This window comes from Sinosporangium album, assembly GCF_900100605.1.
GTDB lineage: Bacteria > Actinomycetota > Actinomycetes > Streptosporangiales > Streptosporangiaceae > Sinosporangium > Sinosporangium album.
This window is the reverse complement of record NZ_FNCN01000020.1, coordinates 63,122-89,572: the sequence shown is the minus strand read 5'-3', so window position 1 is coordinate 89,572 and position 26,451 is coordinate 63,122. Positions and strand designations below refer to the sequence as shown.

The window sequence follows — 26,451 nt, the reverse complement described above, 5'->3', positions numbered from 1 at the left end:
CATACGGCCACGGCGAATGACGGTGCTGTTGGTGGTGGCCATCAGGCGTAAGCCCCCCGCTGGGTGTTGCACGGCTGGCAGGCCAGGACGAGATTCGCGGGATCGTGGGACCCGTTCATCGATTGGGGGACCAGGTGGTCCTTGGTGGCCAACCGCTTCTTGGAGTCTGGGTTGATCAGGAAACGGCCGTACGCATCGCGGATAAGGTCGGCATCATCGGAGCAGATGTCGATCAGCCCGATCCCGCAGTGGTGGCAGCGCCATCCGTCGTCGCGTTCGGCCAGGATGTGGAGCTTCTTGTGCCCTGCCGGAACGGCTTGTGCTCTCGGAGTCTTGGTGGAGCCGGACTTCGGCAGGCCCCCGTGCTCCTCGATCACACGCGAAAGCCAGATCTCGACGTCAACCAACGGATCGCCGCTGCCCCACCCGAGTTGTCGGGCGACGTCGAACAGCAGGGCCGCAGCCGCGTCGCCGATCGCTGCCAGCGTCCGCTCACGCGTCACCTCCGACAGGTAGCGCTCCACGAACGTGTCGTCCTCGTAGGCGGCGGCGGCTTCCCGTAGCCCGGCGACGGTCCTCGCGGGCTGGGGTTCGGCCGGCCGCTGCTCGGCGATCGCCTTGCGAAGCGTGGATGCCCGGACGGGCGTCAGCGGGATGATCAGGTTGTCGCCCTCGATGCGGGGCTGGGGCGGCCTGTCGGCCAGGGGGGCGGGATTTCCTTCATGACCGTGTGCAGCGTCGACTACGCTCACGTTGGCCTCCTCATGTTGCTTGTTGGCGGATGAGTGAGGCAGACGGGGGGAGGGCGTTGGCGCGTCCTGTGATCCCTGTCCGCGGCGGCGGCTCCTTGCGGGGTCGCCGTTTGCGTTTTCGAACGTGTGTTCTACGTCCGGGTGTAGCGTATTGATCAATGTTTCGCCTGGTTGCGGCGGGTTTTGCGGGTCATGCTGGTCCTCCCGGGGGTGAGGGGTGGCCCCCTGGTGGCGGCCGTGCGTTGCGGCACCAGGGGGCGCGTGCGGAGGACTCTGGCGGTCGGGTGGGTTTAACGTCTGGCCCCGATCCCCCCGCCGGGTGTGAGCTTGGTCACACGGCGGGGAGGAGGGTGACGTGCCAGTGGTCGCCGCACCGGGCGACGACCCCGGACGGGCCGAGCGCGGTCGCGTGCCGGTCGGCGATCCTCTGCTCGGTGTAGACGATGGCGTCGTCGACGGCGCAGAGGGCGCGGGGGGCGCGGCTGCCGGACCAGTGGAGGTGGCCGAGGTGCCAGTAGCCGCACGCGTCGCACAGGAACGCCGACACGTTCTCCGGGTGGAGGACCTTCGCCCAGGCGCGGGCTTCCTGCCGGGAGCTGTGGCGGACTTTGCCGGTGCGGGGGCAGCGGGAGGCGTCCGACCAGCGGGGGTGCATGGCGCGCGGCACGCCTTTGGGCGGTCGGCGCTGCTTGCGGCGGGCGCGGCTCACGAGACCGCCTCCTTGGCGCGGTACATGCGGCGGCGCAGGCGGCGCCGCTCGTCCTCCTCCAGGCCGCCCCACACCCCCTGCAAGCTCGGCTTCGCCATCGCATCGCTGAGGCACCGCTCGGTGACGGGGCAGGTGTCGCAGACCGCTTTGGCGGCCTGGACGGTCTGCCGGTAGACGGCGGTGCCCGGACTGCCGATGGGGAAGAAGATCTCGGGGTCGGCGTCGCGGCAGGCGGCGTTCTTCATCCAGTCGGAGCGGGTCATGAGGTTTCTCCGAGGGGTGTGAGGGCGGGAGCGGGCCGGCCGGGGAGGGCGGCTTCCCCGGCCAGCAGCGCCAGAGCGAGGGCGTGGATGCGTTCGGGCGCGACCAGTTCGTCGCGCAGCGGCTTGTGCAGCTGCTTGTAGGGGGTGGGGTCGCCGGTCGTGACGGTGAGGCCGGGCACGATCTCGCCGTTCGGGTCGACGGGTGCGCCGACCTTGGCGGCGTGCTTTTTGATCTGCTCCACCACGGCGGGGGCGAGGACCTGGACGGTGAGGACGTTGTGCCGGTAGTGGGGGCTGTCGAGCGCCCACTGCACCAGCTCCGGGTCATCGGCCCGGAGCGAGGCGGTGATCTTGGGCGGGTCCATGCGGGTCGACCCGAGGCGCAGCCCGCCGAGGTAGCCGGACTGGCAGTCACCCGCGGGCAGGACAGGCAGGTCGTCGGAGGTGCGGGCGGCCATGGCCTCGCCGCCGAGGGCGATCAGCTTCTTGGCGATCTCTTCCAGGAGGCGGCCGGCGAGGTAGACGCTGGAGGCGTCCTCGCGGGACAGCGGCGTGTTCTCGGTCATGCGTGCGCCTTGCGGAGGGTGGCGAGGTTGGTGCGGCGCTGCTCCAGCACCGTCAGCAGGTAGTCCAGGTCGGCCTCGGGCATGCTCTGGTCGGCGTACCTGTCGCGCAGCTCCCGCTCGATGGGGTCGAGGTGATCCGGGGCGGGGGCCTGGCCGATGCGGAGTGTGTAGTCGGCGACGCCTGCCGCGTCGACGGGCCGGTGCACGGGTCCGGTGGGCGTGTTCTGCGGGACGGCCGCCGCGGTGGGGGCGGGCAGCTGGGTCTGCCGCTTCAGGTCCATGCCCCTGGCGTCGATGAACTCGGCCAGCGCGAGGGTACGCCCGTTGTCGACGAGCGGCAGGCCCTGCATGTTGCGGTGGAACACCTCGGCCCTGGTCTCGCGCAGTTTCTCCACGCTGGTGGCCGACATCACCATGTCGCGGTAGTCCAGCAGCGTGGGCAGCTTCTCGCCGTCGGCGAGCCAGTCACCGATGACCTCGCCGAGGTCTTCGCCGGGCAGCAGATGAGTGGCGCCTACGGCCATCTCGGGCACGTCGTCGATCCTGCTCTTGGTGATCGTCAGCACGTGGCCGAGGTCGAGGCTTCCAGCCACGTCGAACTCGTACTCCAGTCCTTCTCGCTGGTCCGGCTTCATGCCGACCTTGGTCACTTTGGGGCGGCCGTTCTCGTCCGTGCTCAGGACGTAGTCCGCCTTGACCCGCAGCGTCACGATGACGTGCCCGGGGAAGCCGAAGAGGGCGTCCATCATCTTCTGCTCGATCGGGCGGGCGTCTTTCCAGCCGCCGAACGGACCGGTGGAACGCTTGGCGTCCACCAGGGCCAGCATTCCGCCCTGCCCGGACCAGAAATGGGTGAAGGTGTCCACGATCAGGCAGCCGATACCGGCGTGGGCGGCGGCGGCGGTTGCGGCCGTCAGGGCTTCTGGAGAGAAGTGGGTGAGGTTCAGGCGCTTGAACGGGTGCTTGCGCGAGTACTTCGAGGCGTTGCCGCGCTCGGTGTCCACGACACCGATCAGCCCGTTGGGGCCGACGAGGCCGCGTGCGAGCCGCAGAGCGGTCTTGGTCTTGCCCGAGCCGGACAGGCCGTCCAGGCAGATACGGGCCTTCTCAGACATCGGGGTGGCGTCCTCAAAGACGAGGTTCACAGTGGGTTTCCTTCCGTCGGGCGGTCGGACAAGGGGCCGCTCCCCTTCCCCGCCCGCAGCGTGCGAGTGCCTCCGGGAGCGAGGCGCGGTGATGCGGATGGATGGAACCCGCCCGGACCACCTAACGTCCCGCCCCTATTAATACTCAAAATGAATGCTTAACTATGAGTGAAGATAGGGCATTAATCGGCGCGATGCAAGTTATGACCAAAAGATCACCGACCGGTGGCGCGGTCTCTAATGTGGAACCCGACCGCGACAACCAGCCTGGAGCCCCCGCAACCCCCTCACGGAGGACCCCCGGTGCAAGACCCCCACCTCCTGCACATCGCACCCGCACCCCGCTTAGACGGACGACAAGCCGCCCGCGTCGGCGCCTCCAACACCGCAAAAGAAATCGCCGACTACGCCGCCGGCCTCGTCCCCACCACCGACGACCGCAACGCCCTCCCAGGCGAGTTCCTCGACCGCGCCGCCCGCCTGCGCGTCATGGCCGCCGAACTCCTCCACCGCGCCGTCACCGTCGAACTGATGCGCGGCACCACCTGGGACACCATCGCCGCACGACTACGCCTCACCGTCGAGGCGGCCCGACGCCAGTTCGAGCACTGCGACCTGACCGACATGGCCGACACCGACGGCACACACGGCGTATGGGCCGTCCTCGCCGAAACCTGCGTCTCACCCGTGCCCGGCTCCTGCGGCCCCGACCCCGGCCGCGTCGCCCTCCAACTCGACGACTGGCACACCGCCTACAGCACAGCCCAACCCGACACCGCCGGCGCCCCACCGCCGCGCAACCCCGTCACCATCGGCCTCTAAGACACGAAAAAAGGTACGCCGCCCCCTTGCTCGGGCTGTCGACAGGCGGGATGAGGAAGCGGCCCCCACCCCGCCACCCGAGAAGAAGAGCGGCGTACCCCGGAAGGAAACACCCCCGAAGGCGTGTCCCACTGCGAACAGAGTTTAGAGGTCGCGGCCGCCCGGCGGGAACCTGTGCCCGCCCCGCTCCGCCGCGACCGGCCTGCCCTGCTGGTAGGACGGCTCCCCGACCAGCCCCACCGACAGCATGAACCGGCCCAGCCACGCAACCTGCGGCACCTTCTCCAGCGTCCGCGCCAGCAGGTAGTAGCCCGAGACCACCAGACCGAACGCCACCACCACCGCGGCGTCCACGTCCAGGTCCAGCCCCTTGGAGGCGAGCCACGCCGCCAGCGAGCTCACCCACACCGGCACATGCGTCCGCATCTGGGACTTGAAGAAATCCGACACTGCTCTGCCCCCCGAGGGTCGAGAACGACCCGTGCAGGATGCAGCGCCCGGCCGGTTTGCGTCAGCTTCCCTTCAACAGGTTGAACACCAGCGTCACGCCGATCGCCAGCGCACTCAGCGCCGTCATGATCCACCTGTTGACGCGGCGCTCCCTCTCAGCGGCTTTCTGCTCTTCCTGCGCCTCCTTCTTGCGGGCGGCCAGGTCGTCCATCGCCAGCCTCAGCCGCGTCTCCTGATCGGCGTGGCCGGCCTCCAACTGCTCGACCCGATGGGTCAGCAGGGCCCGCGACGTCGCCTCACCCCGCAGCACCGACACCACCTCGCGCAGTTCGGACCGCAGCTCGGTGATCCCGTCGCGGAGTTCGCCGCGGACCTCCTTCATGCTCTCCTCTACACGGCGGATGACACGCCATAGCTCCCCCGCGGTCGGTTCATCGTCTTGGGTCGCCATGCCGCCCCCTCCGGAACACCGCACCCCTGCACTGACAACCCGGCATGCTGCCCCCCAGGCGCGGCTACCGTCCCGTTCACCGGTGCCAGGCCCCCACCACGGCCACATCCACCGACCCGCCGCCGTTCGCCTTCACCCGCACATCCACGATCCGCCGGTCGCCGAACGGCCACGTCGACGGCAGGAACCCGCCCACCGACACCGCCCCCGACACCGACACCGCCACCACACCGACCTCCACCCCGTCGGCCCGCAGCTGCACATCCACACTGGACGCGCCCGACAGGGCCACCACCACGTCCGCCGACAGCGACGACCCCGACCTCGGGAAACTCGACCACGCCATCCGCGTGTACGACGCCGACCCTGTGCTGGTCGACTCGGCGATGAACGGCACCACCCGCGATGCGGCCTGCAACTCCAGCGTCTTCACCCGGTCCCGCAGCTCCCGCACCAACCGCACCAGATCGCTGTCCCGCAGATCGCCCGAACCCCGCCCGGCCACAACCCCGCCCCCCAGTCGTCCTCAGTCGGCGGCGACGGTGTGCTCGCCCGTCACCAACGTCACCAGCTCGCCCTCGTCAGAGTCCGGCTGCACCCTCAACGCCACAAACTTCATGTCCCGGTCCAGGCCGGGTGTCCCGTCCGGCAGCCCCGGATACAGGTGGTCGACGATCACCGCCTGCACCATGCCGCCGAGCTCCCACTCCCACCACCGCACATCCGCGCCGATCGCCAGATCGAACTCGAACACCTGCTTCGCGCCCGAGGCCGCGGCCGAGGCCCGCGCCGTTTCGGCGTCCAGCGCCGCCTGCGAGGTGAGCCCGTCGAACTGGTACGCCTCCTCCACCAGCGGCCACCCCTCCGCCAGCAGGTCGTTCCGCGTCGTCGACGACAGCAGCACCCCGCCGTCCGGTTTCGACAGCTTGCCCCACGTCCGCGTCTCCAAGCCGCGCCTGGTCGACCTCCTGTACCGGCGCACATTGCCCGGGTACTCCAGAGTCAACCCGGTGTCCGGCGGCGTGTCGCGGCTTACGCGGCGCAGCTCGAACCTCGGCCGGTCGTTCAGCGCGTCCCACGACGGCTTGGTCCACCATTCGAACCCGCCCGGCGCCGCCGCCACCTCCTCGGCCCGCTCCAGAATCCGCGGGAACTCCTCAGCCCGGTACTCGCGGTCCACCGGCACCAGGCCGGGCACCCCCTCATGGGTGAGCCACCGCAGATCGGCTGGGGTGGCGGCGTGCTCCAGCAGCCACACCAACTCGCTGTGCGCCAATGTCGCAGCCCGGGGGCCGGTGAAGGCGACGAAACGGCGGCCGTAGATCCCCACCACCTCCTCCGCCGAGATCCGCAGCACCCCCGATTCGGAGTCGTAGTCCTGCGGGTCCACCACCCGGCCGCCCCACACCAGCCGCTCACCCCGGTACACCAGCAGCATCGTCCGCTCCGGCCTCGTGGCGGCGGCGACACGGCCGACGTTGTAGGCGACGTCGTACAGCGGGATCTCCGCCGTCAGCGTCCCCCCGCCGCCGAGCGTGATCTCGAACGACACCTTCTGCAGCGGGAGGCTGTCGAGCGGCAGGTGGCTGTGCCAGTCGTAGAAGACGTACTCGTACGGCGGCGCCGCCCCCGAGGTGTCGGGCAGCGTCGCCACCGACAGGCGCACCACGCCGGTCCGGTTGCCGAGCCAGTCCACCGCATCGACACCCAGGTTGTAGGTGATGCCCGGCGTCAACCCGGTGAAGGTGAACACCAGGGACGGGATCTCGGCGATACGCAGCGACCCCAGATACAGGCCGTACCGTGCGACACCGGAGTTGTCGTCGGCCGATGGTTCCCACGCGATCGTCGCCGACGTCTTGGTCGGCGCCACCACATGCACGTCCCCCGGCAGCGACGGGGGGGAGGTGTCGGGCTGGGCGCGCAGCGTCCGCGCCCCCCTGGCAGACTGGTTGCCGAGCAGATCGACCGCGTCCACCTCGACCGTGTACAGCGCGCCCGCCGCCAGGCCGGTGAACACTTTGGTGGTGCCCGCCTGGTCTGTGCCCTGCTTGACCCCGTTCAGGTAGATGCCGTAGCCGGTGACGCGGCTGTCGTCGTACGGCACATCCCACCCCACCGTGATCGTCCCCGCCCCCAGCGCGGTAGGCCGCACCACCGGCGCCTCCGGAGGGGTGGTGTCGTTGATCGGCGTCACCGTCAACTCAGCTCTACCGGACCGGTTCCCCTCGGCGTCGTAGGCTTCGACCCCGACCACCACCGGTACACCCGACGCGAGCCCCGACAACGTCGCCGACCGGCCGCTTGTGGTGCCCTTCGACTCCCCGCCCAGGAACGTCTCGTAGCCGGCGACGCCTTCGTTGTCGGTGGAGGCGTCCCACGCCACCGACACGCTCGTAGGGGTCATCCCCGTCAACCGCAGGTTCTCCGGCACGGTCGGCGGTGTCTCATCCGGGCGCGGCCCGAACGCCGCCAGTACCCACGCGTAGCTGTTGGCGCCGTCGACCAGGTCGTCGTTCAGATACCACGACCCGGACTGGCCGGTGGCGCGGGCATGACTGGACCGCACCATCTTCCCCTGGCCGCTGTCGGCCCACGAGGTGGTGTAGTTGGTGATCTGCGACAGAGACCACGGCCACGTGATCCCCGCTCCGGAGGTGCCGACCCGGTACACCGACACGGCCGACACCACCACCGACCCCGGCCGCAGATTCGTAAACCCGGCCGACACCGACCCCGACGCCATCCCGGTGTAGACGTCGACGACCTCCTCGGCATCGCTGTGCTCCGCCATGTACATGTGGATGCGGTTCGTCGGGTCCGACAGCGACACGCTGAACCCGCCCTCGCTCCCTGTGGCGATCTTGCTGTAGAGGCGGACCCCGAGCGTGTTCGACGTCCACGCGTGCAGCTCGAACCCGAACGGCACACTGGTCACGCCGGCGTAGGAGTGGACCGACACCACGATCCGGTTCCCCGGCCGCGGCCAGCTGGGGAAGTCCATGTAATGGCTGTCGCTGACCGAATCGGCCCTGTAGCTTGCGGTCTGGACTTCCACCAGCGTGCACCCCCGCGCCCCTGCCCGACTGCAACAGGGACGGAGGATCGCAACCGGCCGCGGTTACCGTCCCCCTCCGGCGGGTCACCGCCAGGCGTCGAACGCCTCCACCACCAGCCGCGCCGCCCCCGCCTCGCCCGCCACCGGCTGCCCCGCGAGCGTCAGCGTGTTGGCGCCGGGCAGCAGCATGAACCACGCCGGCAGATGCGCCAACGCCGACCGTCCGGGCCGCGGCACCGGCCACACGTGCGAAGGGACATGCGCCCACACCTGCCGCGTCGCCAACTCCAAGCTCAGCGAATACTCCGGATCCGCCGGCAGTTCGGTGCCGGGCATCGCCCGCATCACCGTCCCCGACTCGGCGTGGGTGATGGTGAAATCGCGGATCGGGCCGTACAGGCGCAGCCTGGCCGGGATGCTCGGGTAGTTGCCGGCGAGGTCCAACGTGCACGACCCCGACCCCGGCAGCTCGGCGACCGCGGTCCCGCGGGTCGGGGTGACGGCGTACCGGCGCGGGTCCGCCGCCCGCAACACCAGCGTCCACGTGAACGACAGCGACCCCCCATCCTTGATCTGGATCTTCTGGTCGAGCCGAACCCGCGCTTGGCGCACATGCAGCGCGTCCGCGACCCGCAACAGGCCGATATCGCGCGGATGCAGCACCGCGAGAAGCCGCTGCTTGGCCGCCAGCATCGCCGCCTGCGTGGGGGCGACCGCCTCACCCTCCAGCGTGACCACACGCGACCCGTACCGGCCGCCGCCGCCGAACCCGCCGTCGACCCCGCCGAGCTCCCCCACAACCGGCGACACGGGCGGCGTCGACGCCCACCCGGCAGGCTTGGTCACCGACCACAGCACCCCGAACATGTCGGTCACACCCGCGGCCCACGCGCCGATCCGGTACACCGGCGTCGCCGCCGGCAAGAACGGCAAAGGACTGGTCTGCACATTCACCGTGTTGGCGGGCGACAACTGGCCCAGCTCGTCGACGGCCGCGACGCGCACCTGGTAGTCGGCGCCGGGCGTCAACCCGGCCACGGTGTGGCGGCGCAGCACCGGCCCGTCCACCGTGTAATCCAAACCGGGTGTGGCGTGCACCACGGCGCCGTCGATGTGGACCTCGTAGTGGGTGACGCCGAAGTCGTCGCTGGACGGCCCCCACTCGACGGTGATGTGCTCCTCGCCGACCTCCAGCGTGATCGGCGGCACCGTCGGCGGCGTGTCGTCCAGCGTCGACACGACAAGGAGTGCGGGGGTGGTGCTGCGCTGCCCCAGCGCGTCGACCGCCCACACCTGCACCGTGTGGGCGGTGTTCTCGGTCAGGCCGGGGAACGACGCGGCCAGGACGGGCTGGTTCACCGCCACCGCGGTGCCGTCGAACGCGATGTCGTACCCGGTGACCGGGTCCTCGTCGACGGCGGTGTCCCACGCCACGTCGATGCTGGTGTAGGTGACGGCGGTGGCGCGAAGCTTCGGCGGCGTGCCCGGCGGCAGATCCGGCACCGTGGAGGCGGCGAGCACCGCCCGGGCGGACCGGTTGTCCCACGCGTCGACCGCGTCTACCTCGACCGTGTACGCCGTCCCCGCCACGAGTCCCGAGAACGCGCGGGTGAGGCCGGTCTGATCCGCCCCCTGCTTCACATTGTCGAGGTAGACGCCGTAGCCGGTGACGGCGACATTGTCCGACGCCGCGTCCCACGCGACGGTGAATCCGTACCGGTCCGCGGCCGTCACCGCAAGCCCCGCCGGCGCCGACGGCGCGGTCGCATCCGGGGTGGTGACCCGGATCCACGCCGCGTCCGAGCGGCCGTCGGCGCCGGCGGCGTCCACCGCCAGCACATACGTGCCGCCCTCGACAAGACCGGCGAACGTGAACACCAGGCCGGTCTGGTCTGCGCCCAGCTTCACCCCGTCCAGGTACAGGCCGTAGCCGAGGACCGCGCCGGGCGGGGCGTCCCACGCCACCGCCACCTCGGTCGGCGCCACCGACACAGTGCGCAGGTTGCCCGGCGGCGGCGGCAGCGTCGACCACGGAAGCGCGACCGCCCTGGCCGGCGCCGGATAAGCCCGCCCATGCCGCGCCATCAGCCCACCTCACTCACCATCGCGACGCGCGATGCACAGCCGTCCGCGGCGCCGGCGGCGGCGCGAACGGCGGGGTCTCCACGGTGAACGTCAGATTGTCGATGAACGCCGCGTCCGCGCCCGCCGACTGCGAGCTGTCCTTGCTGAAGCGGAACACCACCGTGCTTCTGCCCATCACGTCGATGACGCTGGACAGCGTCCACGCCACCTCGCCCGAGGTCTCCAGCACCTGCACCGAGCCGTCGAGGAGCACCCGCAGGACGTCGTAGGTCGCCTCCGACGACACCGAGTAGCGGAACTGCATGGTGCCCGCGCCGGCGGGCACCTGGACGACGGCGTCGGCGATACCGTTGTCGCTGATGTCGTTGTTGCTGTAGGACCAGCTGCCGGCGTACGCGCGGGCCGACGTCCGCGCCCACGCGCCGGTGATCACCACGTTGTAGTTGGTATCCTCGAAATTCTCGACGATCGTGATCAACGACGTGTCCCTTCGGCTGGTGTCAGGCGCCGCGCCAGTACAGCTGAGCCGTCACCAGGACGGTCGCCGCGGCGACCACCACGACGGCGAGCCTGCTGCCCGGGTCGAACGGGATCTCGTCCCCGAGTGGGATGTACTCGCCCCACCCCGACTGGGGGTGGATCTCTTGCGCGAACACCACATCCCCGCGGGTCGGCTCTGTGCCGAACGGGCCTTTCAGGCAGGTGACGGTGGAGGCGGGCAGCAGCGGGTCGAGCCGCGTCGGCCCGAACCCGGCCGCAAGCGCGACCCCGCCGGCCCCGGCGTCGGTCTGCCTGCAGATGAGCCAGCGGGGCGGCTCCGCATTCGACACGATGCCTTTCGCGGAGAACCGGTACCCGTACAGGTAGCCGCGCAGCGGCGCCGGATTGCTCGCGGGGTTGGTGAGCTGAAGCACCGTTCTGCCGCCCGCGGCCGTACCCGAGGCGACCCCTTCACCGATGGCCGTGTACCCCGCCCCCATAACCAACCCCCCGGTCCTGTGATGGTCCCCTGCGGGACGAGGGTGGCCGCTGCGGGCGGCTACCGTCCCCCTCCGCCGCTTCACCGCCAGGCGTCGGCCGCCTCCACCACCAGCCGCGGGCTCCCCACCTCACCCGGCACCGGCTCCCCCGCGAGCGTGAGCGTGTTCCAGCCCGGTTGGAGAGCGAACCTGGCCGGCAGCACCGCCAGCGCGTTACGGCCCGGCCGGGGCTCAGGCCACACCTCCGGCGGCACGTGCGCCCACACCACCCGCGGAGTCGACAGGTTGATCTCGAAGCTGTAGCGGGGATCCGCCGGCAGCACCGTGCCCGGCTTAGACCGGATCACCAGCCCCGACTCCACGTGCGTGATCGTGAAGTCGCGGATCGGGCCGAACACCCGCACGACCGCCGGGATGTGCGGGTAGTCGCCGTGCAGCACCAGATCCACCTGCGCTGCGCCGGGCAGCGGCTCGACCACCGCCTCCTGATACGTTCCCCGTACCGCGTACCGGCGCGGGTCGGCCGCCGACAGCGTCAGCGTCCAATCGAACGAGAGCGGCCCGGTGTCGGTGACCTGGACGTCGGCGGCGAGCCGCACCACCGCCTGCCGCGTCGCGTGCGCCTCCGCCACCCGCAGCACGCCGGTCTCCCGCGGATGCAGAACCCCCGTCAACCGCTCCTGAGCCGCCAGCATCGCCGCCCGGGTGGGGGCGACCGCCTCACCCTCCAACGTGATCAGGCGGGCCGTGAAGCGGCCTTCCCCTGTGAACCCGCCGTCGCCGGAGTCCAGGTCGGCCGCGAACGCCGAGACCTCCGGCGATGACGACCAGCCGTCCTCATACGTCACCGTCCACAGGACGCCGTGCTCGTCGACGGCGTTGCCGACCCAGCCGCCGAGCCGGTACACCGGCGACGACGCCGCCACCCACCCGGCCGCCGGCACCTGCACCGTCAGCGTGGCGGCCGGGCCGCGGCCGCCGGCCTCGTCGACCGCCCGCACCCCCACCTCGTAGACGCCGCCGGCGTCCAGCCCGTCGATGACATGGCCGAGCGCCCCGGTGGCGGCGACGGTATCCCCGTCCAGCAGGATCTCGTAGCGGGCGACCCCGAGATCGTCGGTGGCGGCCTGCCACGCCAACGTCACCTGCTCCCGCCCCGCAGTGGCTGCGAAGCCGGGCGGGATCGACGGCAGCGTGTCGGCCAGCGTCGACACCACCAGCTCCGCGACATTCGACCCCCACCCCGACACGTCGACGGCGTCCACGGCAAGGGAGTAGGTGGTGCCGCGCGCGAGACCCGAAAACGTGTACGTGAGGTCGGTCTGGTCGCCGCCCTGCTTGACACCGTCGAGGTAGACGCCGTAGCCGGCGACGCCGACGTTGTCGGTGGCGGGGTCCCACGCCACCGCGACAGTGGTGTGCCCGATCGAGGTGGTGCGGAAGTTCGGCGGGACGGTCGGCGGGACGGTGTCGACGATCGCCATCACGTCGATCCGCGCCTTGGGGGATCGGTTGCCTGCGGCGTCGCGGGCGTCGACCTCGATCCGGTACGTCTGCCCGGTCGTCAACCCGTCGAACACGCGGGTGAGGTCGGTCTGGTCGGCGCCCTGCTTCACATTGTCGAGGTAGACGCCGTAGCCGGTGACGGCGATGTTGTCGGTGGCGGGGTCCCACGCGGCGGTGATCGACGTCCCGGTGATGATCGACGCCCGCAGGTTCGGCGGCGCGGTCGGCGGTGTCGGGTCGGTGGTGCCGAACGCCACGATCACGATCTCCGTGGGCGCGGAGACGTTGTAGTCGAAAGAGTATGGCGTCGTGGTCGGGGCCGGCAGCGGCCCCGTGTGGACCTCGCCGTCGATCATCGTGGTGCCGAACCCCTGGCGGTCGGCGGAGTCGAAATGGTACGGCCAGACACTGGCGCCGATGTCGCCGGGATCGACGCGGCCGACCACCGCCATCAGCACGCCCTGACCCGCAGGGATCGTCACATCCGGCGTCCAGATGTTCGCCGCGTTCTGGTAGTAGGTCGCGTACGCCAGCACGTTGGCGGCGTCGTCGCGCTCCTCCACAGCCACAATGACCGCGCCGCCGGACGACTGCACGGTGAAGCTGGTCTCACCCCCCTCAGCGATCTTGCTGTAGAACCCGGCGAAGGAATACCCCATGCTGGAATGGAGCTGCTCCCACCCGGAGGTGACCGAGCCGGGCCCGTAATAGGACACCACCCGCGCGATCAGCCGGTTCCCCGCCGTCGCCGGCTGCGGGAAGACCACCGTGTACGCCGACAGCCCCTGCTCGACCTTCTGCGCCCGCCAGATACGCCCCACAGCCGTAACCCCCGTCTGCTCAGCGGACGCGGGCGGCGATCTCCCGCGCCGCCGCCTGCCCGATCGCCTGCTCGCTCTGCCCCGGCTGCGGATTCACCACCACCGTGATCGGCCTCTCCTCGCCGCCGCGCCCCGCCTGCACAGCGACAGGCCGCGTCTCCGACCGCGACGACCGGTACAGCGCCGCCGCGCCGTCCCGGTTCAGCGCCTCGACCGCGCCCGGCCCGCCGAGCGCATCCACCGCCTCCGGCGTCAACGTCCACTCGTCCCGCCGGTAGCCGTTGTAGACGAGGTTGTGGCCCGGGTAGATCGGCCCGCCCGTGTCGCGGTTCAACGTCGGCAGGCCCTGCATCGCGCGGCTCACAGGGGCGACCAGAGCCGACGGCAACCGGCGCATCAACGCCAGCAGCGGGTTGCGCTCATCAGCCGGGTCGTCGCCGCGCTCTTCGAGCACCTCGGCGATCCGGCCGCCCAGGATGCCTCCGCGGGCCGCCCCGAACCTCGGACGCAGAATCGCGTACTGGCCGCCGCGGACGCTCTTTTTGACCTTCGGCCCCTCGTTGCCGCCGATCGTCTCGTACGCGCCGCCCTTCCGCTCCGAGGCGATCAGGTTCAGATGGCCGGTCGGCCCGTAGTAGACGCCCAGATCGCCGGGCCGCCCCTGGTCCTTGCCGACCTTCTGCATCGCCGAGTGGTAGCCGACAACAGCCGCCGACGGATACCCCGGGTACGCCTTCCCCGCCTTGGCGTCCTTGATCGCCGTCGACACGAAATTCGCGCACCACGGCGTACCCGGAGGGAAACCCCACTTGTCGTTGAAAACGTTGTCGTTGTCGCGGCCGCCCCGGTCCCCGACACCAAGGTATCTGCTGGCCGCTTGGACGACCTTCTTGCCGTCCCCGCCTTCCAGATCCCCGGCGAACTTCGCCAGGAATTCGACGAGGCTGCCCTTGACCTTGCGGGGGACCTGCGCGACGAGCTTGCCGAACCCGCCCGCCTGCCCGATGGTGTTGTCGGTCAGACTGATCACCGGGTCCATGAAAGCGTTCAACGCTTTACGCAGCCCGCCCGCGAAGAACCTCTTCCCGGCGTCCAGAAAGTCTCCGACGATACCGCCGATGCTGTATCCGGGCACGTGGCGTGCGAGGCGGCCGATGATGCCTCCGGTGGCGAACCCCTCCCGCTCACGGAACCTCGCGAGGCTCTGGCCGCGCATCGCCGCCCGGTTGACCGCGTACAGGCGGGCCCGCTCATACGGATCGCGCATCGCCTCGCTGACATACACGCCTTCGCCGCGGCGCATCGCCACGAGCTGGTCGTCGCCGTCGCGCCAACTGCTGGTGCCGGGCAGGATACCGCCGCGCCAGAAACCCGTGATCTTCGGCAGCTCGCCCAGGCCGCCGCCGACCTTGCGGCTGATCCAGTTCCACACTTCGCGGATACCGTTGTTGTAAACGGTGTTGACGATAAAAGAAATCGGTTTCTTCGCAATTTCGGAGACTTTGTCCCAGAAACGCTTGATCGCGTCGACACCGCTTTTGAAACCGTTCGGAAGTGTCTCGGTGATGAACTTCCTCAGAAAGTCGAACGTCGGTTTGATCACCTTTTCCCACGCGGTACTGATCACCAATCCGATGCCCTTGAACGCGGGTTCGGCGATGTTCCTCCAGAACCACGTCAGTTTCGGCGCCAGCGTGTTCACCACGAAGTCCCGGATCGAGGTGAACGCCGGTTTCAGGTTGTTCTCCCACAGCGACTTGGCGAAACTGCCGATGCCCTTGAACGCGGGTTCGGCGATGTTCCGCCAGAACCACGTGAGCCTCGGCGCCAGCGTGTTCACCACAAAATCCCGGATCGAGGTGAACGCCGGTTTCAGGGCGCTGTCCCACAGCCATTTCCCGAAACTGCCGATCGCTTTGAACGCGGTGTCCACGACGTTGCGGAACCAGTCGACGTTGTTGTAGGCCCACACCAGGCCCGCGACGAGCGCGCCGATGGCCACCACGATCAGGGAGATCGGGTTGGCGCTGAGCGCCGCGTTCAGCAGCCACTGGACGGCGGTCCACGCCGCCGTCGCCACCCGGATCACCCCGGTGGCGACCGCCATCGCGACCTGTTTGGTGGCCGCCGCAGCCGCCTGCACCGCTACCTTCCCGATCGAGCCCGCCAGCGCCGCGACCTGCGGAAGGCCCCTGGAGGCGGCACCGGCCACGGTGGTCACCGCCGACCCCACCTTGGAGATGCCGGTCGCCAGCGTTGAGGCACCCGCCTTGGCGGCGGCCGCGGTGTAGCGGCCGAGCGCCTGCACACCGGTGTTCGCCGCCGAACCGACACCGGCCAGCGCACCCGCGACGCCCCGGCCCCCTGCGGCGCCTCCCGCGCCAGCGGTGCCGCCGGCGCGCGGCGCGGCAGGCCGGTTCGACCCGCCGCCCGCGCCGCGCGCCCCGGCACGCGCCGGGGCGCTGCGCTCGCCCCCGCCAGGACGGCGCGGCCGATTCCCCTCATCACCCCCACCGCCGCTGCTGCGGGGGCCGGTGTTCGAGCCGCGTCCGCCGCCCTGCCGCCGGCCGACGTCGCAGCCGCAACCAGCCGACGCGCCACCACGCCCGGTCAGGCCGCGTCTACCTCCCCTGCCGGCGCGTACCGGCCGGTCGTCATCCCCGCCACCCGCATCGCCGCCGGTGGCGGTGTTTCGGCGGCTGCCGCGCCTGCCCCTGCGCCCCGACCGGCCCTCCCCACCGTCATCACCGTCCTCGCCGCCGAACAGCCGTCCAAGCCCCCGGGCGGCGCCACCCAGCAGCCCCAGCCCCCGGCTCACCGTCGACAGCGCACGCGCCAGCGCCCCCAGCGCCGCGACCGCAGCCACCAGGATCAGCACCCACGACGCGATCTGCCCGAACGCCGGACTGTCGGCCAGGCCGTCGAGCCACGCCACCACGTCCCGCAGCCATGACAGGAAATCGGTGAGGGTGCCGTCGTTGACGACCGCCTCGACCAGCCCGGCCAGGAACTTCGCCACATCCGCCACCAGGCCGCCGGCCTCCTGCAGCAGCGGCACCAGGTTGTTGAAGAAGTCCTCCAGCCGCTGCTGGGTCTCCGGCTGGTTGATCCAGGTGTTGAAATCCTCGGCCGCCTTGGCGAGATCCTCCAGCAGCGTCGCCCCGGCCCCCGAATTGCTGATCGCGCGGATCACGCCGCCGATCGCGCCGGCGACGTTGGACAGGATCCGCCACAGCTTGGACGCCATCTCCCACGCGCGGCCGAAGAAGTCATCGAGGCTGCCGTTGTCGCGGACCTTCTTGGTCCACTTGTCGAACCGGTCGGCGAGTTTCGCGACCCGGTCGGCGAATTTCACGACATACGGCATGACGACGTCGACGATCCGGACGATGCCCTTGAACGCCGACAGCCCGGCCTTGCCGAACAGGCTCATCGCCTGGTTGTTGCGGCCCATGATCCGCGACACGTAGCCGGAGAACGCTTTGCTGCCGAGCAGCTCCCCGAACTCGACCGCGATGTCGCCGATCACCGTCGCGGTCGACGACAGCCCCTGCTTGACGGTGCCCAGCAGCGGCAGCGCCTTACCGACGGCCTCCTGCAAGGGCGGCGCCAGGGCGTCCTGTACGGCCCACTGCACGTCCTTCAGCGCCGGCCGCACATTCTTGTGCAGGTACAGCACGAACTCTCGCATTTCCGGCGAAAGCTCCGCGAGCGCCTGGGCCGCGGGGTCGACACCGCCCCCGGCGCCGGCCGCGCCCGGCGACCCACCTGCCTTGCGGGCCTTGGCGAGTTCCAGCTCGGCGTCTTTCAGCCGCTCGGCCGCCGACTGCTGCTCCCACAACGCGTCCCGCACACCGCGCGCGGCCTTGGTCCGGGCTTTCTCGGCCTGTTCCAGGTCCTGCTGGGCGTCCTTCACGCCGCGCAGCGCGTCGGCGACGCCGCGGTTGGCGTCCTCGACGGCGCGGGCGCCGTCGGCCGCCACGCGGGACGCCTCCTTGCGGGCCTGCCCCAGCTCGTACTCGGCGTCTTTTTCGGCCTGGGTCGCGTCGCTGACGCGTTCCTTGGCCGCTTCGACCTCTTTGGAGCCCTCCACCCCGCGGGCGTTGGCGTCGGCCTGCTCCTCCCGCAGGTCCCCGTTGCGTTCCTTGACCTCGTCCAGCCGCTGCACCGCCTGCCGGTACGCCAGATCGGCTTCGCGTTTGTCGAGGTCGGAAGCGAACGGGTCGGCGGAGACTTTCTCCAGGCGCTGCTTGGCGCGCTCCACCGCCAGCGCGGCGCCCTCCTCGTCCAGGGCGCCGCCCCGGACCGCGAGCTCCAGGTCCTCCAGCCGCTCCTTCGCCTGCCTGCGCGCATCATTGAGGTCCTCGACGGCGCGCCGGGTGTCGGCGTGGGCGTCGGCGAGGCGCCGCTCGGCCATCTCCACACCGCGCGCCGCCTGCTGCTGCCGCTCGGCCGCCGCCGCGGTCGCCTCACCTACCCGTGAACGCGCCTCGCTGACACGCGCAACGGCGTCCCGGACCCGCTCTTCGGCAGCGGTGACCGCCTTGGCCGCCTCCACAGCGGCGTCCTTGGCGTCCTGCACCCGCTCAGCGGCATGCGTCCGGCCCCGCTCGGCGTCGCGGATCGCCCGCTCAGCGGCCTTGATCCGCTCAGCCGCCGCCTCCCGCGCCGACGCGGCCGACGCCGCGCTCGCCCCCGACGACTTGTCGGCCTGCCCCAGCGCCTTGTACGCCTCACCCACGCCCGACAGGCCCACCAGAAGCCCCGCCAGGCCTTGAGCGGCCATACCGGCCACCCCGGGCAGGACCGCGAGCATCCCGCCCGCCTGCGAGGCCGCCGCCGCCAACGCCAAAAGGCCCGACCCGGCCACCCCCGCCGCCGTGCCGAGCAGCGTGTACTTGGCCGCGCCCGCCGCGATCGCGGTGGCCAGGCGGGTCACCATCTGCCCGGCCTGATCCAGCAGCGGTATCCCGCCCACCCGCACATCGATGTTCATCTGCCGGTCGGCGCCGCCCTGCCGAACGAACCGGCCCACCTCGGCACGGGCCCGGCTCGTGTCCGCCCCCACCTCGACCTGGGTGCGGCTCTGCCGCGCCGCAGCATCGACCTCGCCGCGCAGGCGCCGCCCGTCGACGGTCGGCGTCACCTCAACGGTTGCCCGGCCCGCCGACGCCGCCGCCGTCAGTGCGTCGGCCAGGTCGCGGCGCAGCACCTCGCGGTCGACCTGCACCCGCAACGACGCAGCCCGCTCCGCCGCCCGCGCAGCCGTCGCCGTCTCAACCGCCAGACGCCGCGCATCCACCTCCGCGCGGACCCGCAGCCGCGTATCACGGACCCGCTGGTCGACCTCCCGCTGCAGACGCCGCTCGAACCCCTCCAGGTCGGCGACGACATCGAGATAGATCCGCCCCGCTGACACACCGTCGTCGCCGGCCACCCGCGCCCACCCCCCGATAAGCCCAGGGCAGGAGGGTGGCGCGGCAGACGGGTTACCGTCCCCGCCCGATCACCCGGGGGTTCACAGGGGGGCGCGGGTGGTGGACAGCATCACCCCGAACGCGTGGTCCATACCGCCGCCGCCGCTGCCGCCGGCCGGGCGTCTGCGTCGGCCGCGCCGCATGTACGCCGGACGCGGAACCTCCCGCGGCTTCTTACGGCGGTGGTCGGCCGCCAGGATCCCCACCTCCTCGATCAGCTGGGCGAGCAGCTCGTGGGTGGCGTCCCACGGCTGCGCCCGCGCCTCTGGGCTGGTGTTCACCCGGGCATCAGGGCGGAGACGGTCGGCGAGGTCGAGGAAACGTCGGGTGCCGATGAAACCGGGCTGCCCAGGGCGGTACCAGATGCGGGTGATGTCGATGCCGCGGTCGGCGAAGTCGGCGTCGAGGTCCCGCCACCGCCGGAGCCGCTCGACGACGACGGGGATTCCCCCAGGCCCACCCCCGACCGGCCCGCCACGCCCATCACCAGCGAACGCACGTCCCCGATCGACGGCCTGGCCGCGACGAACCGGGCATAGCCATCCGCGCCCAGCAACTTGCCGCCCATCAGATGCACGGCCTCCACGAGATCCTTCGGCAGCGACGGGTTGATGATCACCTGGTCGACGAACATCTGGAGCATCCCCATCCCCGCCTGCAACTTGTCGGTCGCGGAGAACGCGTCCAGGACGGTGCGGGCGATCAGCGCGGCGTCCAGGTTGAGGTCGACGAGCGGCGCGAGCACGTCCACCGGCAGCTCCACCGGCAGATCGCAGATGACCTCGCCGCGGAACCGCAGCGGGTAGTACGGCTGCGCGGTGCCGATACGGCTCACGCGGGCAGCGTCAAGGTCCAGTACGAATGCGTCGTCCACCATCGCGGCGGCCCCCCGATCGGATACGGCGTGCGGATGCCGCGCAACAGTAAGGGCGGGACGGCACTACCGTCCCGCCCCACCCACACCAGCCCCTATTTACGGGGTCGGAGGCGCGAAAGATGCGAACTCGGCCGAGAAGAAGTCGTAGAACGCCGAGCCGACATCGCTGCCGAGCACTGACAGGTTCATCGGCAGCGTCGCTGAGGCGTCACGGCCGAGCTCGTGCTGCACACCCTCACGCTGCATGCACCGCGGGATGATGCGCCGCATCCGGCGGGTGCCGTCGCCGAGCTCCAGGCACGCCGCCACCTCGGTACGCGACCCGATCGACGGCGGCGTGTACTTGTAATACACGGCGCCGCCGCCCGCAGGCGTGATCGCCTCGATCGTGCCGCCGCCGTACACCGCCTTGAAGTTGTCGCCGGACCACTCCAGCAGCTCGACCTCAAGATTTGCGGCGTCCTTGGTCTGCCACACCTTCACCGGATACGCCGACTGGTGGGCTTCGGTCTCCTGAAACTCGGGATCGCCCGACCAGTTCAGCGAGTCGGGCGTGAACATGCCGACGCTTTTCCAGGCGGCCGGCATGGTGACGGTCGGTCCTTCGGGCGCGGCCGTACCGACCGGAGCCAGGTACAGCAGCGCATGCTGCGGAGTGAAAATGTTCTCGGCACCCACGGGAGCCCCTCCCACACCAGGAAGCCACCCCCTCCTGGGCAGGCCGGGGCGGCGGACGGGTGGGGACCCTCAACGGCGCATCATCGGCTGCCGCCGCGGTTTACGTCCGCCTCCAACGCCCGCCGCCTTCACTACGGCCGCGCCTCCTGCGACACTCGACAAGAGCCGAGACACAAAAGCGGGGCGGAAGCTATGCGGAAGCGGTTGGACACCGAGCGGGTGATGCGCCGCATCCACGCACACCTCGCCCCCGGCAGCATCCCCATCCACGCCCCCCACCTGGGCGCCTGCACCATGTGGACCCGGACCGTCAACGACGCCGGCTACGCCATCCTGTGGACCGCCAGGCGGAAACTGTTCGTCGCCCGCTGGATGTTCGAACAGACACACGGGCCGCTGCTCGCCGGCCTGGAACCCGACCACCTGTGCCACGACCCCGACTACTGCCCACCCGGCCCTGACTGCCCCCACCGCCGATGCATCAACCTGGCGCACCTGAAGGCGGCCACCCACCGCGAGAACACCATCCGCTCCGGAGCCCCAACCGGTATCAACGCCCGCAAAGAATGGTGCGACGGCGAGTTCGGCCCGCACGACCTGTCCGACCCCGCCAACGTGTACGTACGCCCCTCGCGCCCCCACGAGCGCGAATGCGAACCGTGCCGCCGCCAACGCCACCTGAAAAACATCGGCACCCGGCGGGAGCAGACCCGCCGCGCCATACAGACCGCCGGCGGGCACGGCACCCAGATGTCACTCCTGGACTGAGTCACGGGTAGGTGGGGTGGCAGATCACGTTCGCCACCGCCAGATACCGGGGACGGCCGTCCGCCTCCGGCACATACCCCCCGGCCTGCGCGGGCCGCACCGCCACGATCACCGGCCCGACCGGCGCGGGGCCGGCTCTCGGCAGCTCCTCCAACGCACCCAGCGCTGTGTACAGGATCCGGCGAAGCAGCTCCTTACCCGGGCCGCCGTCGACGCTGCCGAGCGCCTCGACCTGGACCCTCACCACCACCAGCCGCGTCAGGTAGCTGTCTGTGCCGCCCGGCACGTCGGCGACCTTCAGCCGCGGGTAGGGCGGCTCGTGGTAGGGGCCGACCCTGCCCGCGCCGCCCAGCACACCGGTCACCGAAGCATGGCCCGACAGCCACTCCAGCACCACCGGGACCGGGTCGGCGCGGGCCAGATCCTCAGCAGACACTACGCGGACGCCGACCCGGCGGGCTTGGCCTTCACCGGCTTCAGCGCCTTCTGCACCGACGCCGGATCCTGCGGGTCAGCGCCGGCGACGTAGCCCGCTGAGACCAGGCGCATCGCCTGGCCGTACTGCATCGTGAGGGACGCGCCTACCGGGTGCTCGGCTTCCTCGATGCCGAGCTGGCGGCAGGTTTTAGGGCCGATCGGATGCGCAAGGGCGAAGTTGACCATGTGGTTCATGCCCGGCAGGGTGCAGGGCGGGGCAGGTTTGCGTCTCGCTCCAGCGGCCGGGAAGCGGTGAACCGCCGCCCTTGAACGAGCGTGGGCGGCTCCCCGGTCACCCGGTCGGCCGCCCGTATCCCCTTACCCGCGGGATTCTAGTCTCACCACAAGGTTCTAGCCGGCGCCTCCTGTGTGAAGGTCTCCACGAGCACACCAGCGAGCGGGACGTCCTCGACGCGGACATCCGGCGGGATCAGCCCGCACTCGACGAGCGTGTACCAGGCGGCCTCCGGCAGGACACGCACCCGCCACGAACCGTCAGTAGACCGGTACGGGTCCGACTCGGCACGGAAATCACGCACCCACCCGTTGGCGCCGCGCACGACCAGCCGCTCACCACGCAACCGGGCAGCAGGCTCGGCATCGACCAGCGTGACCGAAGGCCGCGCGATATCGGGGTCAGGGGCGACATACAACTGCGGCATGCTTGATTTCCTCCGCCCTTCTCAGGTTTGGGGGATGCTCCGACCTTGCGCATCCCAGACGTCCAGGTAGGCGATGAGCGCGGCGGTCACGACGTGGTGCTGGGCCACCTCTCCGGCATCGGCCATCTTCAACCGAACCCGCAACGTACGGATACCTTCCCGCGTCGAACCCCGCATCAAAGGACCGAACTGTGTGAACTCGTCCGGGTCGTACCCGAGCAGCTCTTCCCCGATGCCGATCCACTTCGCCAGATCCGGGTTCCGCGACGGGTGCAGCACCGCCAGCGCCGCGTCGACATGCGGCCACATCGGCTGTTCCCTGCCCGCGGCCATGGTCTCCTCGAACTGGAGCTCAGCGAGCCTCCTCTGCACATCCTTATGAACCATCAGCGTGTGCTTCACTCGGCCGTCGCCCTTGCAGTCCGCCGACGTGGTTGGCCGCACCACACCCCGCCCGGCCCTCGCCTTGGCGCTCCGCCTCGCCTTCGTGGCAGGCTCAGCCACCTGGCCGGTGGTTTCGCCGCCGCCGACCGGCTCGTCTACGACCATCGGCGGTTCCGGCGCACTCGGCCGCTCCACCGCAGGCTCGACGGCATCGGCGACCGCAACGGCTTGCAGCTCTTCCTGCGCCATCGCCGCAGCCTCCTGTTGAGAGGGGGCAGCCGCGCTGTCGACCACAGGCCCGTCATCCTCCGCCGTCGCCGCAGTCTCCTCAACCCTTTCCGAGGGGGCTGAAAGGCTGTCGACCATAGGCTCAGGAGCGGGCGCGGGCACCAGCGGCGGAATCTGATCGTCGACCGTGAACGGGACGATGGCGACCGACTTAGGCGTCGGCAAGCCAGGCACCGCGTGCCGGGTCGCCTCCGAGACGACCTCGTCCAGATTCCGCCTCTCCTTGCTGCGACGATTGCCAGTCACGCGGCCACCAGACCGATCGAGGACAGCACCGCCTGCGTCAGCGGCTTGTAGTCCTGATGGGAACCGGAGTGGTTCGGAAACTGCCACACCGACGGATTGCCGAACAGATACCCCTTGGAAATGTACTTGCCGCGGTAGATGGCCGGCTGGAAGGCCGCGATCTCGCGTTTGGCCATCATCTGGACCACCGTGCTCGCCTCCTCGCCGTCCTCCCACATGTTCATCAACCAGCCGGGGATGACCAGGTTCGGGTTCTGCAGCTGCCTGATCCGCTCCGCCTTCTCCACAGCGGTCATCGTCGACTGGAACGAGGTGACATTCGGCGATGTCACCGGTACCAGGACGTTCGAGGCGCACATCGCGGCGCTCGTCAGGTTCCCCAGGCTCGGGCGGGTGTCCAGGAGGATCACGTCGAAGTCGTCGAGAATCGGCTGGAGCACGCGGCGGATCGCCGTGATGCCTCCGAGTTCCAGATCGGTTGTCAGGCGCCCCTCCACGTCCTCCATTTCGGCGTAGGAGGTCGGCACGATGTACAGCGGCACATCGGTGTCGGGCTGCACGAGAGTGTCGTGGACGGTGGGCGCGCCGCTCTTGGGCGGGTTGATGAGCTCGGCGAACCCGAGCCCCGGGCGGCGCTTGACGCCGAACCAGTCCGAAAGCTGGCCCTGGGGATCGGCGTCGAACATTGCGACGCGGAGCTTGTGCGTGTCGGCGGCGGTCGCGCCGAAGTTCGCGGTTGTGGTGGTCTTCCCGACCCCGCCTTTCAAGCTGGCGAAGGACATGACGACGGCAGACATGGCTGCTCCTGATCGCTTGGCGGCAACGTATCGTGCTGATCGTATCGGGCGCAGACGTTAATGTGCGAGAAGTGAGGGAAGCCCGGCCGACCATGTCCGGCGCGCGACGCTAAGAACGTAAGAATCTAAGAAACTAAGAACGTGTCCTTCCTGGAACACGCGCGGGCCGCACGGTAACCTGCGCGCCAGGCCGGGACGATAGCGGCTCACCCCGCCGATACTCGCCACCCATGGCACGCAGCCGTGTACAACTCACTCCCGGTTTCGCGAAACGTCTCGCCGCAGGGCCGGTACGCCGCGAGGTAGAAGCCGTCAGCGAAGCCGTGACTCGTGAAACCCGAGAACGCGCCCCCGACGCCAAGGCGTGGCTAACCGCGAAGGATGAGCGCGTCCGCCCGTCCCACGACCATGCTGACGGGCAGACGATCCCCGAAAACCTGTCCTACCAGCTCCCCAGCCTCACCTACATCAGGAAAGGCAGAGGACCAGACGGGAAAGCCGTCAACCCCGCAGGCGGGTGGAAAGTCGCGTCAGGCGTCGACCTCGCCCGAGAGCCCCGCGACCCGCGCCTCCCCATCGAGCAGAAAACGCGGTGCCGCTGCGAGAGCGCCCCGCTTCCCGGCGCGGTGGCCGCCAAGACCAGCACCCTTCCCGCCACCGTCGAAGGCACCCGCGTCACCGGCGGAACCGAAGTGGTGTTCCGCCGCATCGCCGAATCCGAGTTCGGCAGCAGCGATGCGGCCGGCCTGCACTTCCTCGCGCGCGCCGCCGCCGCAGTCGTGGCAGCCCGGCGCGCGAACCCGAACCGGCTGAGACGGTAACCACCATCGACCCGGATACTCCCCACCCGTGACAGGCCGATGGGACATCCACGCCGCTGAGGGCGTGCCGTTCGACCGCACCCTCCGCTGGACCAACGCACAGGGGCAGCCGTACGACCTCACCGGATGGTCGGGGCGCATGCACTGGCGCACCCACATCCGCGGCCCGCTCCTGCTCACCTTCTCCACCGGCGACGGCTCCATGGTCCTCGGCGGCCTCGAAGGAACCATCCGCCTGCTCCAACCCGCCGAAACATTCACCGGCCAAACCTGGCTCCACGGCGTCCACGACCTGAAACTCATCGCCCCGTGGGGAGCCCCCACCCGGCTCGTCGCCGGCACCGTCACCCTCGATTGGCAGGTCACCACGTGAGCGACAAGGTCGAGATCCTGGATAGCGGCGGCCGCGTCGTCGACGTCGTCGAAGCCGGCTACACCATGCCCGGCGGCGGCGGGGGAGGCCCCGTCTCCTACACGCACGTCCAAACCGTCCCCGCTGCGGTGTGGACGATCAACCACCAGCTCGGCTACCGGCCCGCCATCACTGTGCTTGACGTCGACGGCGACCCCGTCGACGGCACCCCTGCCTACCCCTCGCTCAACAGCATGACCATCACGTTCGCCGCGACCGTGGCGGGCGTCGCCCACCTCAGCTAAGGAGCGCGAAAATGACGAAGAAGATGCTCGCCGAAGGCGGATACGACTTCTCAGGCACCGAGATCCTCAACATCGGCGCCGCGGTCGCCGGGACCAGCGCAGCCCAGTGGCAGCAGGTCCAGGCCCTGGTCACCGCCCAGATGTCCAACCTCGATTTCAAGGGCTCGGCGCGGGTCGCCTCCACCGGCAACGTCTCGACCACCACGGCCCCCGCCACCATCGACGGCGTCACCCTCGCCGGCGGCGACCGCATCCTCCTCAAGGACCAGACGTCGGCCTCCGAGAACGGCCTCTACACCTTCGCCTCCGCAGGCAGCGCACTGACCCGCGCCATCGACGCCGACGCCAACGCCGAGGTCACCCCGGGCCTATGGGTCATCGTCGAAGAGGGCACCGTCAACGCCGACACCGCCTGGCTCCTCACCACGAACGCCCCCATCACCGTCGGCACCACACCCCTGGCGTTCGCCAAGTACTCCACCGGCGGCGGCGGAACCACCAAGCACGCCGTCACCGGCCCCGCCACAGCCGCCACCACCTGGACCATCACCCACACCCTCAACACCACCGATGTCGTGGTCGCGGTACGGGAGGTCGCCACCAACGAAATGGTCGACGTCACCATCACCGTCACCGACGCCACCACCGTCACCATCACCGCGGCCACCAACCTGGCGCAGAACGCCTACCGCGCCGTCATCATCGGCTGAA

The 26,451-nt window shown here is 70.2% G+C and carries 28 protein-coding genes; 6 read left to right on the top strand and 22 right to left on the bottom strand.

All coding sequences use genetic code 11. The features are described 5' to 3' along the window. Positions 1 to 41: 41 nt before the first annotated feature. The 5 genes from BLQ73_RS20450 to BLQ73_RS20430 form a co-directional block, all read right to left on the bottom strand. Complete coding sequence (locus BLQ73_RS20450) at positions 42 to 752, bottom strand: HNH endonuclease (RefSeq protein ID WP_093172288.1); 711 nt, start codon at positions 750 to 752, stop codon at positions 42 to 44. Positions 753 to 1,083: 331 nt separating this feature from the next. Continuing rightward, positions 1,084 to 1,461 (bottom strand): hypothetical protein, encoded by a 378-nt coding sequence (locus tag BLQ73_RS20445; RefSeq protein ID WP_093172286.1) that lies wholly within the window; start codon positions 1,459 to 1,461, stop codon positions 1,084 to 1,086. After that, positions 1,458 to 1,724: a WhiB family transcriptional regulator gene (locus BLQ73_RS20440; RefSeq protein ID WP_093172284.1), complete on the bottom strand. Its 267-nt coding sequence runs from the start codon at positions 1,722 to 1,724 to the stop codon at positions 1,458 to 1,460. The genes BLQ73_RS20445 and BLQ73_RS20440 overlap by 4 nt, the downstream gene beginning before the upstream one ends. Next, entirely contained in the window at positions 1,721 to 2,290 is a 570-nt protein-coding gene (locus BLQ73_RS20435) for a hypothetical protein (RefSeq protein WP_093172282.1), read from the bottom strand. The genes BLQ73_RS20440 and BLQ73_RS20435 overlap by 4 nt, the downstream gene beginning before the upstream one ends. Continuing rightward, positions 2,287 to 3,435 carry an AAA family ATPase gene (locus BLQ73_RS20430; RefSeq protein ID WP_093172280.1) on the bottom strand — a complete coding sequence of 383 codons (1,149 nt, stop codon included), beginning with the start codon at positions 3,433 to 3,435 and terminating at the stop codon, positions 2,287 to 2,289. Before BLQ73_RS20430 ends, BLQ73_RS20435 begins: the two co-directional genes overlap by 4 nt. A gap of 303 nt (positions 3,436 to 3,738) precedes the next feature. Here BLQ73_RS20430 and BLQ73_RS20425 point away from each other — a divergent pair, with 303 nt between their 5' ends. Further along, positions 3,739 to 4,257 carry a hypothetical protein gene (locus BLQ73_RS20425; RefSeq protein WP_093172278.1) on the top strand — a complete coding sequence of 173 codons (519 nt, stop codon included), beginning with the start codon at positions 3,739 to 3,741 and terminating at the stop codon, positions 4,255 to 4,257. Between the two features lie 144 nt (positions 4,258 to 4,401). Here the strand turns inward: BLQ73_RS20425 and BLQ73_RS20420 are convergent, their stop codons facing one another. The 12 genes from BLQ73_RS20420 to BLQ73_RS20365 all read right to left on the bottom strand — a co-directional run bounded on the left by BLQ73_RS20420 (position 4,402) and on the right by BLQ73_RS20365 (position 20,640). Further along, positions 4,402 to 4,707, bottom strand: a complete 306-nt coding sequence (locus BLQ73_RS20420; protein WP_093172276.1) for a hypothetical protein — start codon at positions 4,705 to 4,707, stop codon at positions 4,402 to 4,404. A 61-nt stretch (positions 4,708 to 4,768) separates the two neighbouring features. Further along, positions 4,769 to 5,158 (bottom strand): hypothetical protein, encoded by a 390-nt coding sequence (locus tag BLQ73_RS20415; RefSeq protein WP_143020347.1) that lies wholly within the window; start codon positions 5,156 to 5,158, stop codon positions 4,769 to 4,771. Between the two features lie 76 nt (positions 5,159 to 5,234). Continuing rightward, on the bottom strand, positions 5,235 to 5,663 hold the full coding sequence (locus BLQ73_RS20410; RefSeq protein ID WP_093172272.1) for a hypothetical protein: 429 nt from the start codon (positions 5,661 to 5,663) through the stop codon (positions 5,235 to 5,237). A 21-nt stretch (positions 5,664 to 5,684) separates the two neighbouring features. Further along, positions 5,685 to 8,216, bottom strand: a complete 2,532-nt coding sequence (locus BLQ73_RS20405) for a fibronectin type III domain-containing protein (protein WP_093172270.1) — start codon at positions 8,214 to 8,216, stop codon at positions 5,685 to 5,687. A gap of 84 nt (positions 8,217 to 8,300) precedes the next feature. Continuing rightward, positions 8,301 to 10,301 (bottom strand): fibronectin type III domain-containing protein, encoded by a 2,001-nt coding sequence (locus tag BLQ73_RS20400; RefSeq protein WP_093172268.1) that lies wholly within the window; start codon positions 10,299 to 10,301, stop codon positions 8,301 to 8,303. A gap of 13 nt (positions 10,302 to 10,314) precedes the next feature. Continuing rightward, positions 10,315 to 10,779, bottom strand: coding sequence for a hypothetical protein (locus tag BLQ73_RS20395; protein ID WP_093172266.1), 465 nt, complete (start codon positions 10,777 to 10,779; stop codon positions 10,315 to 10,317). 22 nt (positions 10,780 to 10,801) lie between these two features. Next, on the bottom strand, positions 10,802 to 11,281 hold the full coding sequence (locus tag BLQ73_RS20390; protein ID WP_093172264.1) for a hypothetical protein: 480 nt from the start codon (positions 11,279 to 11,281) through the stop codon (positions 10,802 to 10,804). 80 nt (positions 11,282 to 11,361) lie between these two features. Further along, complete coding sequence (locus BLQ73_RS20385) at positions 11,362 to 13,608, bottom strand: fibronectin type III domain-containing protein (protein ID WP_093172262.1); 2,247 nt, start codon at positions 13,606 to 13,608, stop codon at positions 11,362 to 11,364. 19 nt (positions 13,609 to 13,627) lie between these two features. Continuing rightward, positions 13,628 to 19,045 (bottom strand): hypothetical protein, encoded by a 5,418-nt coding sequence (locus BLQ73_RS20380; protein WP_093172260.1) that lies wholly within the window; start codon positions 19,043 to 19,045, stop codon positions 13,628 to 13,630. Between the two features lie 81 nt (positions 19,046 to 19,126). After that, positions 19,127 to 19,366, bottom strand: coding sequence for a hypothetical protein (locus BLQ73_RS20375; RefSeq protein ID WP_093172258.1), 240 nt, complete (start codon positions 19,364 to 19,366; stop codon positions 19,127 to 19,129). After that, positions 19,363 to 19,962, bottom strand: a complete 600-nt coding sequence (locus BLQ73_RS20370; protein WP_093172256.1) for a hypothetical protein — start codon at positions 19,960 to 19,962, stop codon at positions 19,363 to 19,365. Before BLQ73_RS20370 ends, BLQ73_RS20375 begins: the two co-directional genes overlap by 4 nt. A gap of 96 nt (positions 19,963 to 20,058) precedes the next feature. Beyond that, a complete protein-coding gene (locus BLQ73_RS20365) occupies positions 20,059 to 20,640 on the bottom strand; it encodes a phage tail tube protein (RefSeq protein WP_218125943.1) in 582 nt (193 codons plus the stop codon). A 192-nt stretch (positions 20,641 to 20,832) separates the two neighbouring features. Between BLQ73_RS20365 and BLQ73_RS20360 the strand changes: the two genes are divergently transcribed. Then, positions 20,833 to 21,408: an HNH endonuclease family protein gene (locus BLQ73_RS20360; RefSeq protein ID WP_093172251.1), complete on the top strand. Its 576-nt coding sequence runs from the start codon at positions 20,833 to 20,835 to the stop codon at positions 21,406 to 21,408. 1 nt (position 21,409) lies between these two features. Here BLQ73_RS20360 and BLQ73_RS20355 read toward each other — a convergent pair whose 3' ends face one another. The 5 genes from BLQ73_RS20355 to BLQ73_RS20335 all read right to left on the bottom strand — a co-directional run bounded on the left by BLQ73_RS20355 (position 21,410) and on the right by BLQ73_RS20335 (position 24,262). Continuing rightward, positions 21,410 to 21,844 carry a hypothetical protein gene (locus BLQ73_RS20355; protein ID WP_093172249.1) on the bottom strand — a complete coding sequence of 145 codons (435 nt, stop codon included), beginning with the start codon at positions 21,842 to 21,844 and terminating at the stop codon, positions 21,410 to 21,412. Further along, entirely contained in the window at positions 21,844 to 22,080 is a 237-nt protein-coding gene (locus BLQ73_RS20350) for a hypothetical protein (protein ID WP_093172247.1), read from the bottom strand. The genes BLQ73_RS20355 and BLQ73_RS20350 overlap by 1 nt, the downstream gene beginning before the upstream one ends. A gap of 143 nt (positions 22,081 to 22,223) precedes the next feature. Continuing rightward, entirely contained in the window at positions 22,224 to 22,547 is a 324-nt protein-coding gene (locus tag BLQ73_RS20345; RefSeq protein WP_093172245.1) for a hypothetical protein, read from the bottom strand. 21 nt (positions 22,548 to 22,568) lie between these two features. Then, positions 22,569 to 23,180, bottom strand: coding sequence for a hypothetical protein (locus BLQ73_RS20340; protein ID WP_143020346.1), 612 nt, complete (start codon positions 23,178 to 23,180; stop codon positions 22,569 to 22,571). 281 nt (positions 23,181 to 23,461) lie between these two features. Beyond that, positions 23,462 to 24,262 carry a ParA family protein gene (locus BLQ73_RS20335; protein ID WP_093172241.1) on the bottom strand — a complete coding sequence of 267 codons (801 nt, stop codon included), beginning with the start codon at positions 24,260 to 24,262 and terminating at the stop codon, positions 23,462 to 23,464. Positions 24,263 to 24,492: 230 nt separating this feature from the next. Between BLQ73_RS20335 and BLQ73_RS20330 the strand changes: the two genes are divergently transcribed. The 4 genes from BLQ73_RS20330 to BLQ73_RS34670 are packed head-to-tail and all read left to right on the top strand — an operon-like array spanning position 24,493 to position 26,450. Beyond that, positions 24,493 to 25,083, top strand: coding sequence for a hypothetical protein (locus BLQ73_RS20330; RefSeq protein ID WP_093172239.1), 591 nt, complete (start codon positions 24,493 to 24,495; stop codon positions 25,081 to 25,083). A 28-nt stretch (positions 25,084 to 25,111) separates the two neighbouring features. Next, on the top strand, positions 25,112 to 25,456 hold the full coding sequence (locus BLQ73_RS20325) for a hypothetical protein (RefSeq protein WP_093172237.1): 345 nt from the start codon (positions 25,112 to 25,114) through the stop codon (positions 25,454 to 25,456). Continuing rightward, entirely contained in the window at positions 25,453 to 25,740 is a 288-nt protein-coding gene (locus tag BLQ73_RS20320) for a hypothetical protein (RefSeq protein WP_093172236.1), read from the top strand. Before BLQ73_RS20325 ends, BLQ73_RS20320 begins: the two co-directional genes overlap by 4 nt. A gap of 11 nt (positions 25,741 to 25,751) precedes the next feature. Beyond that, positions 25,752 to 26,450: a hypothetical protein gene (locus BLQ73_RS34670; protein WP_093172234.1), complete on the top strand. Its 699-nt coding sequence runs from the start codon at positions 25,752 to 25,754 to the stop codon at positions 26,448 to 26,450. Position 26,451 lies beyond the last annotated feature (1 nt).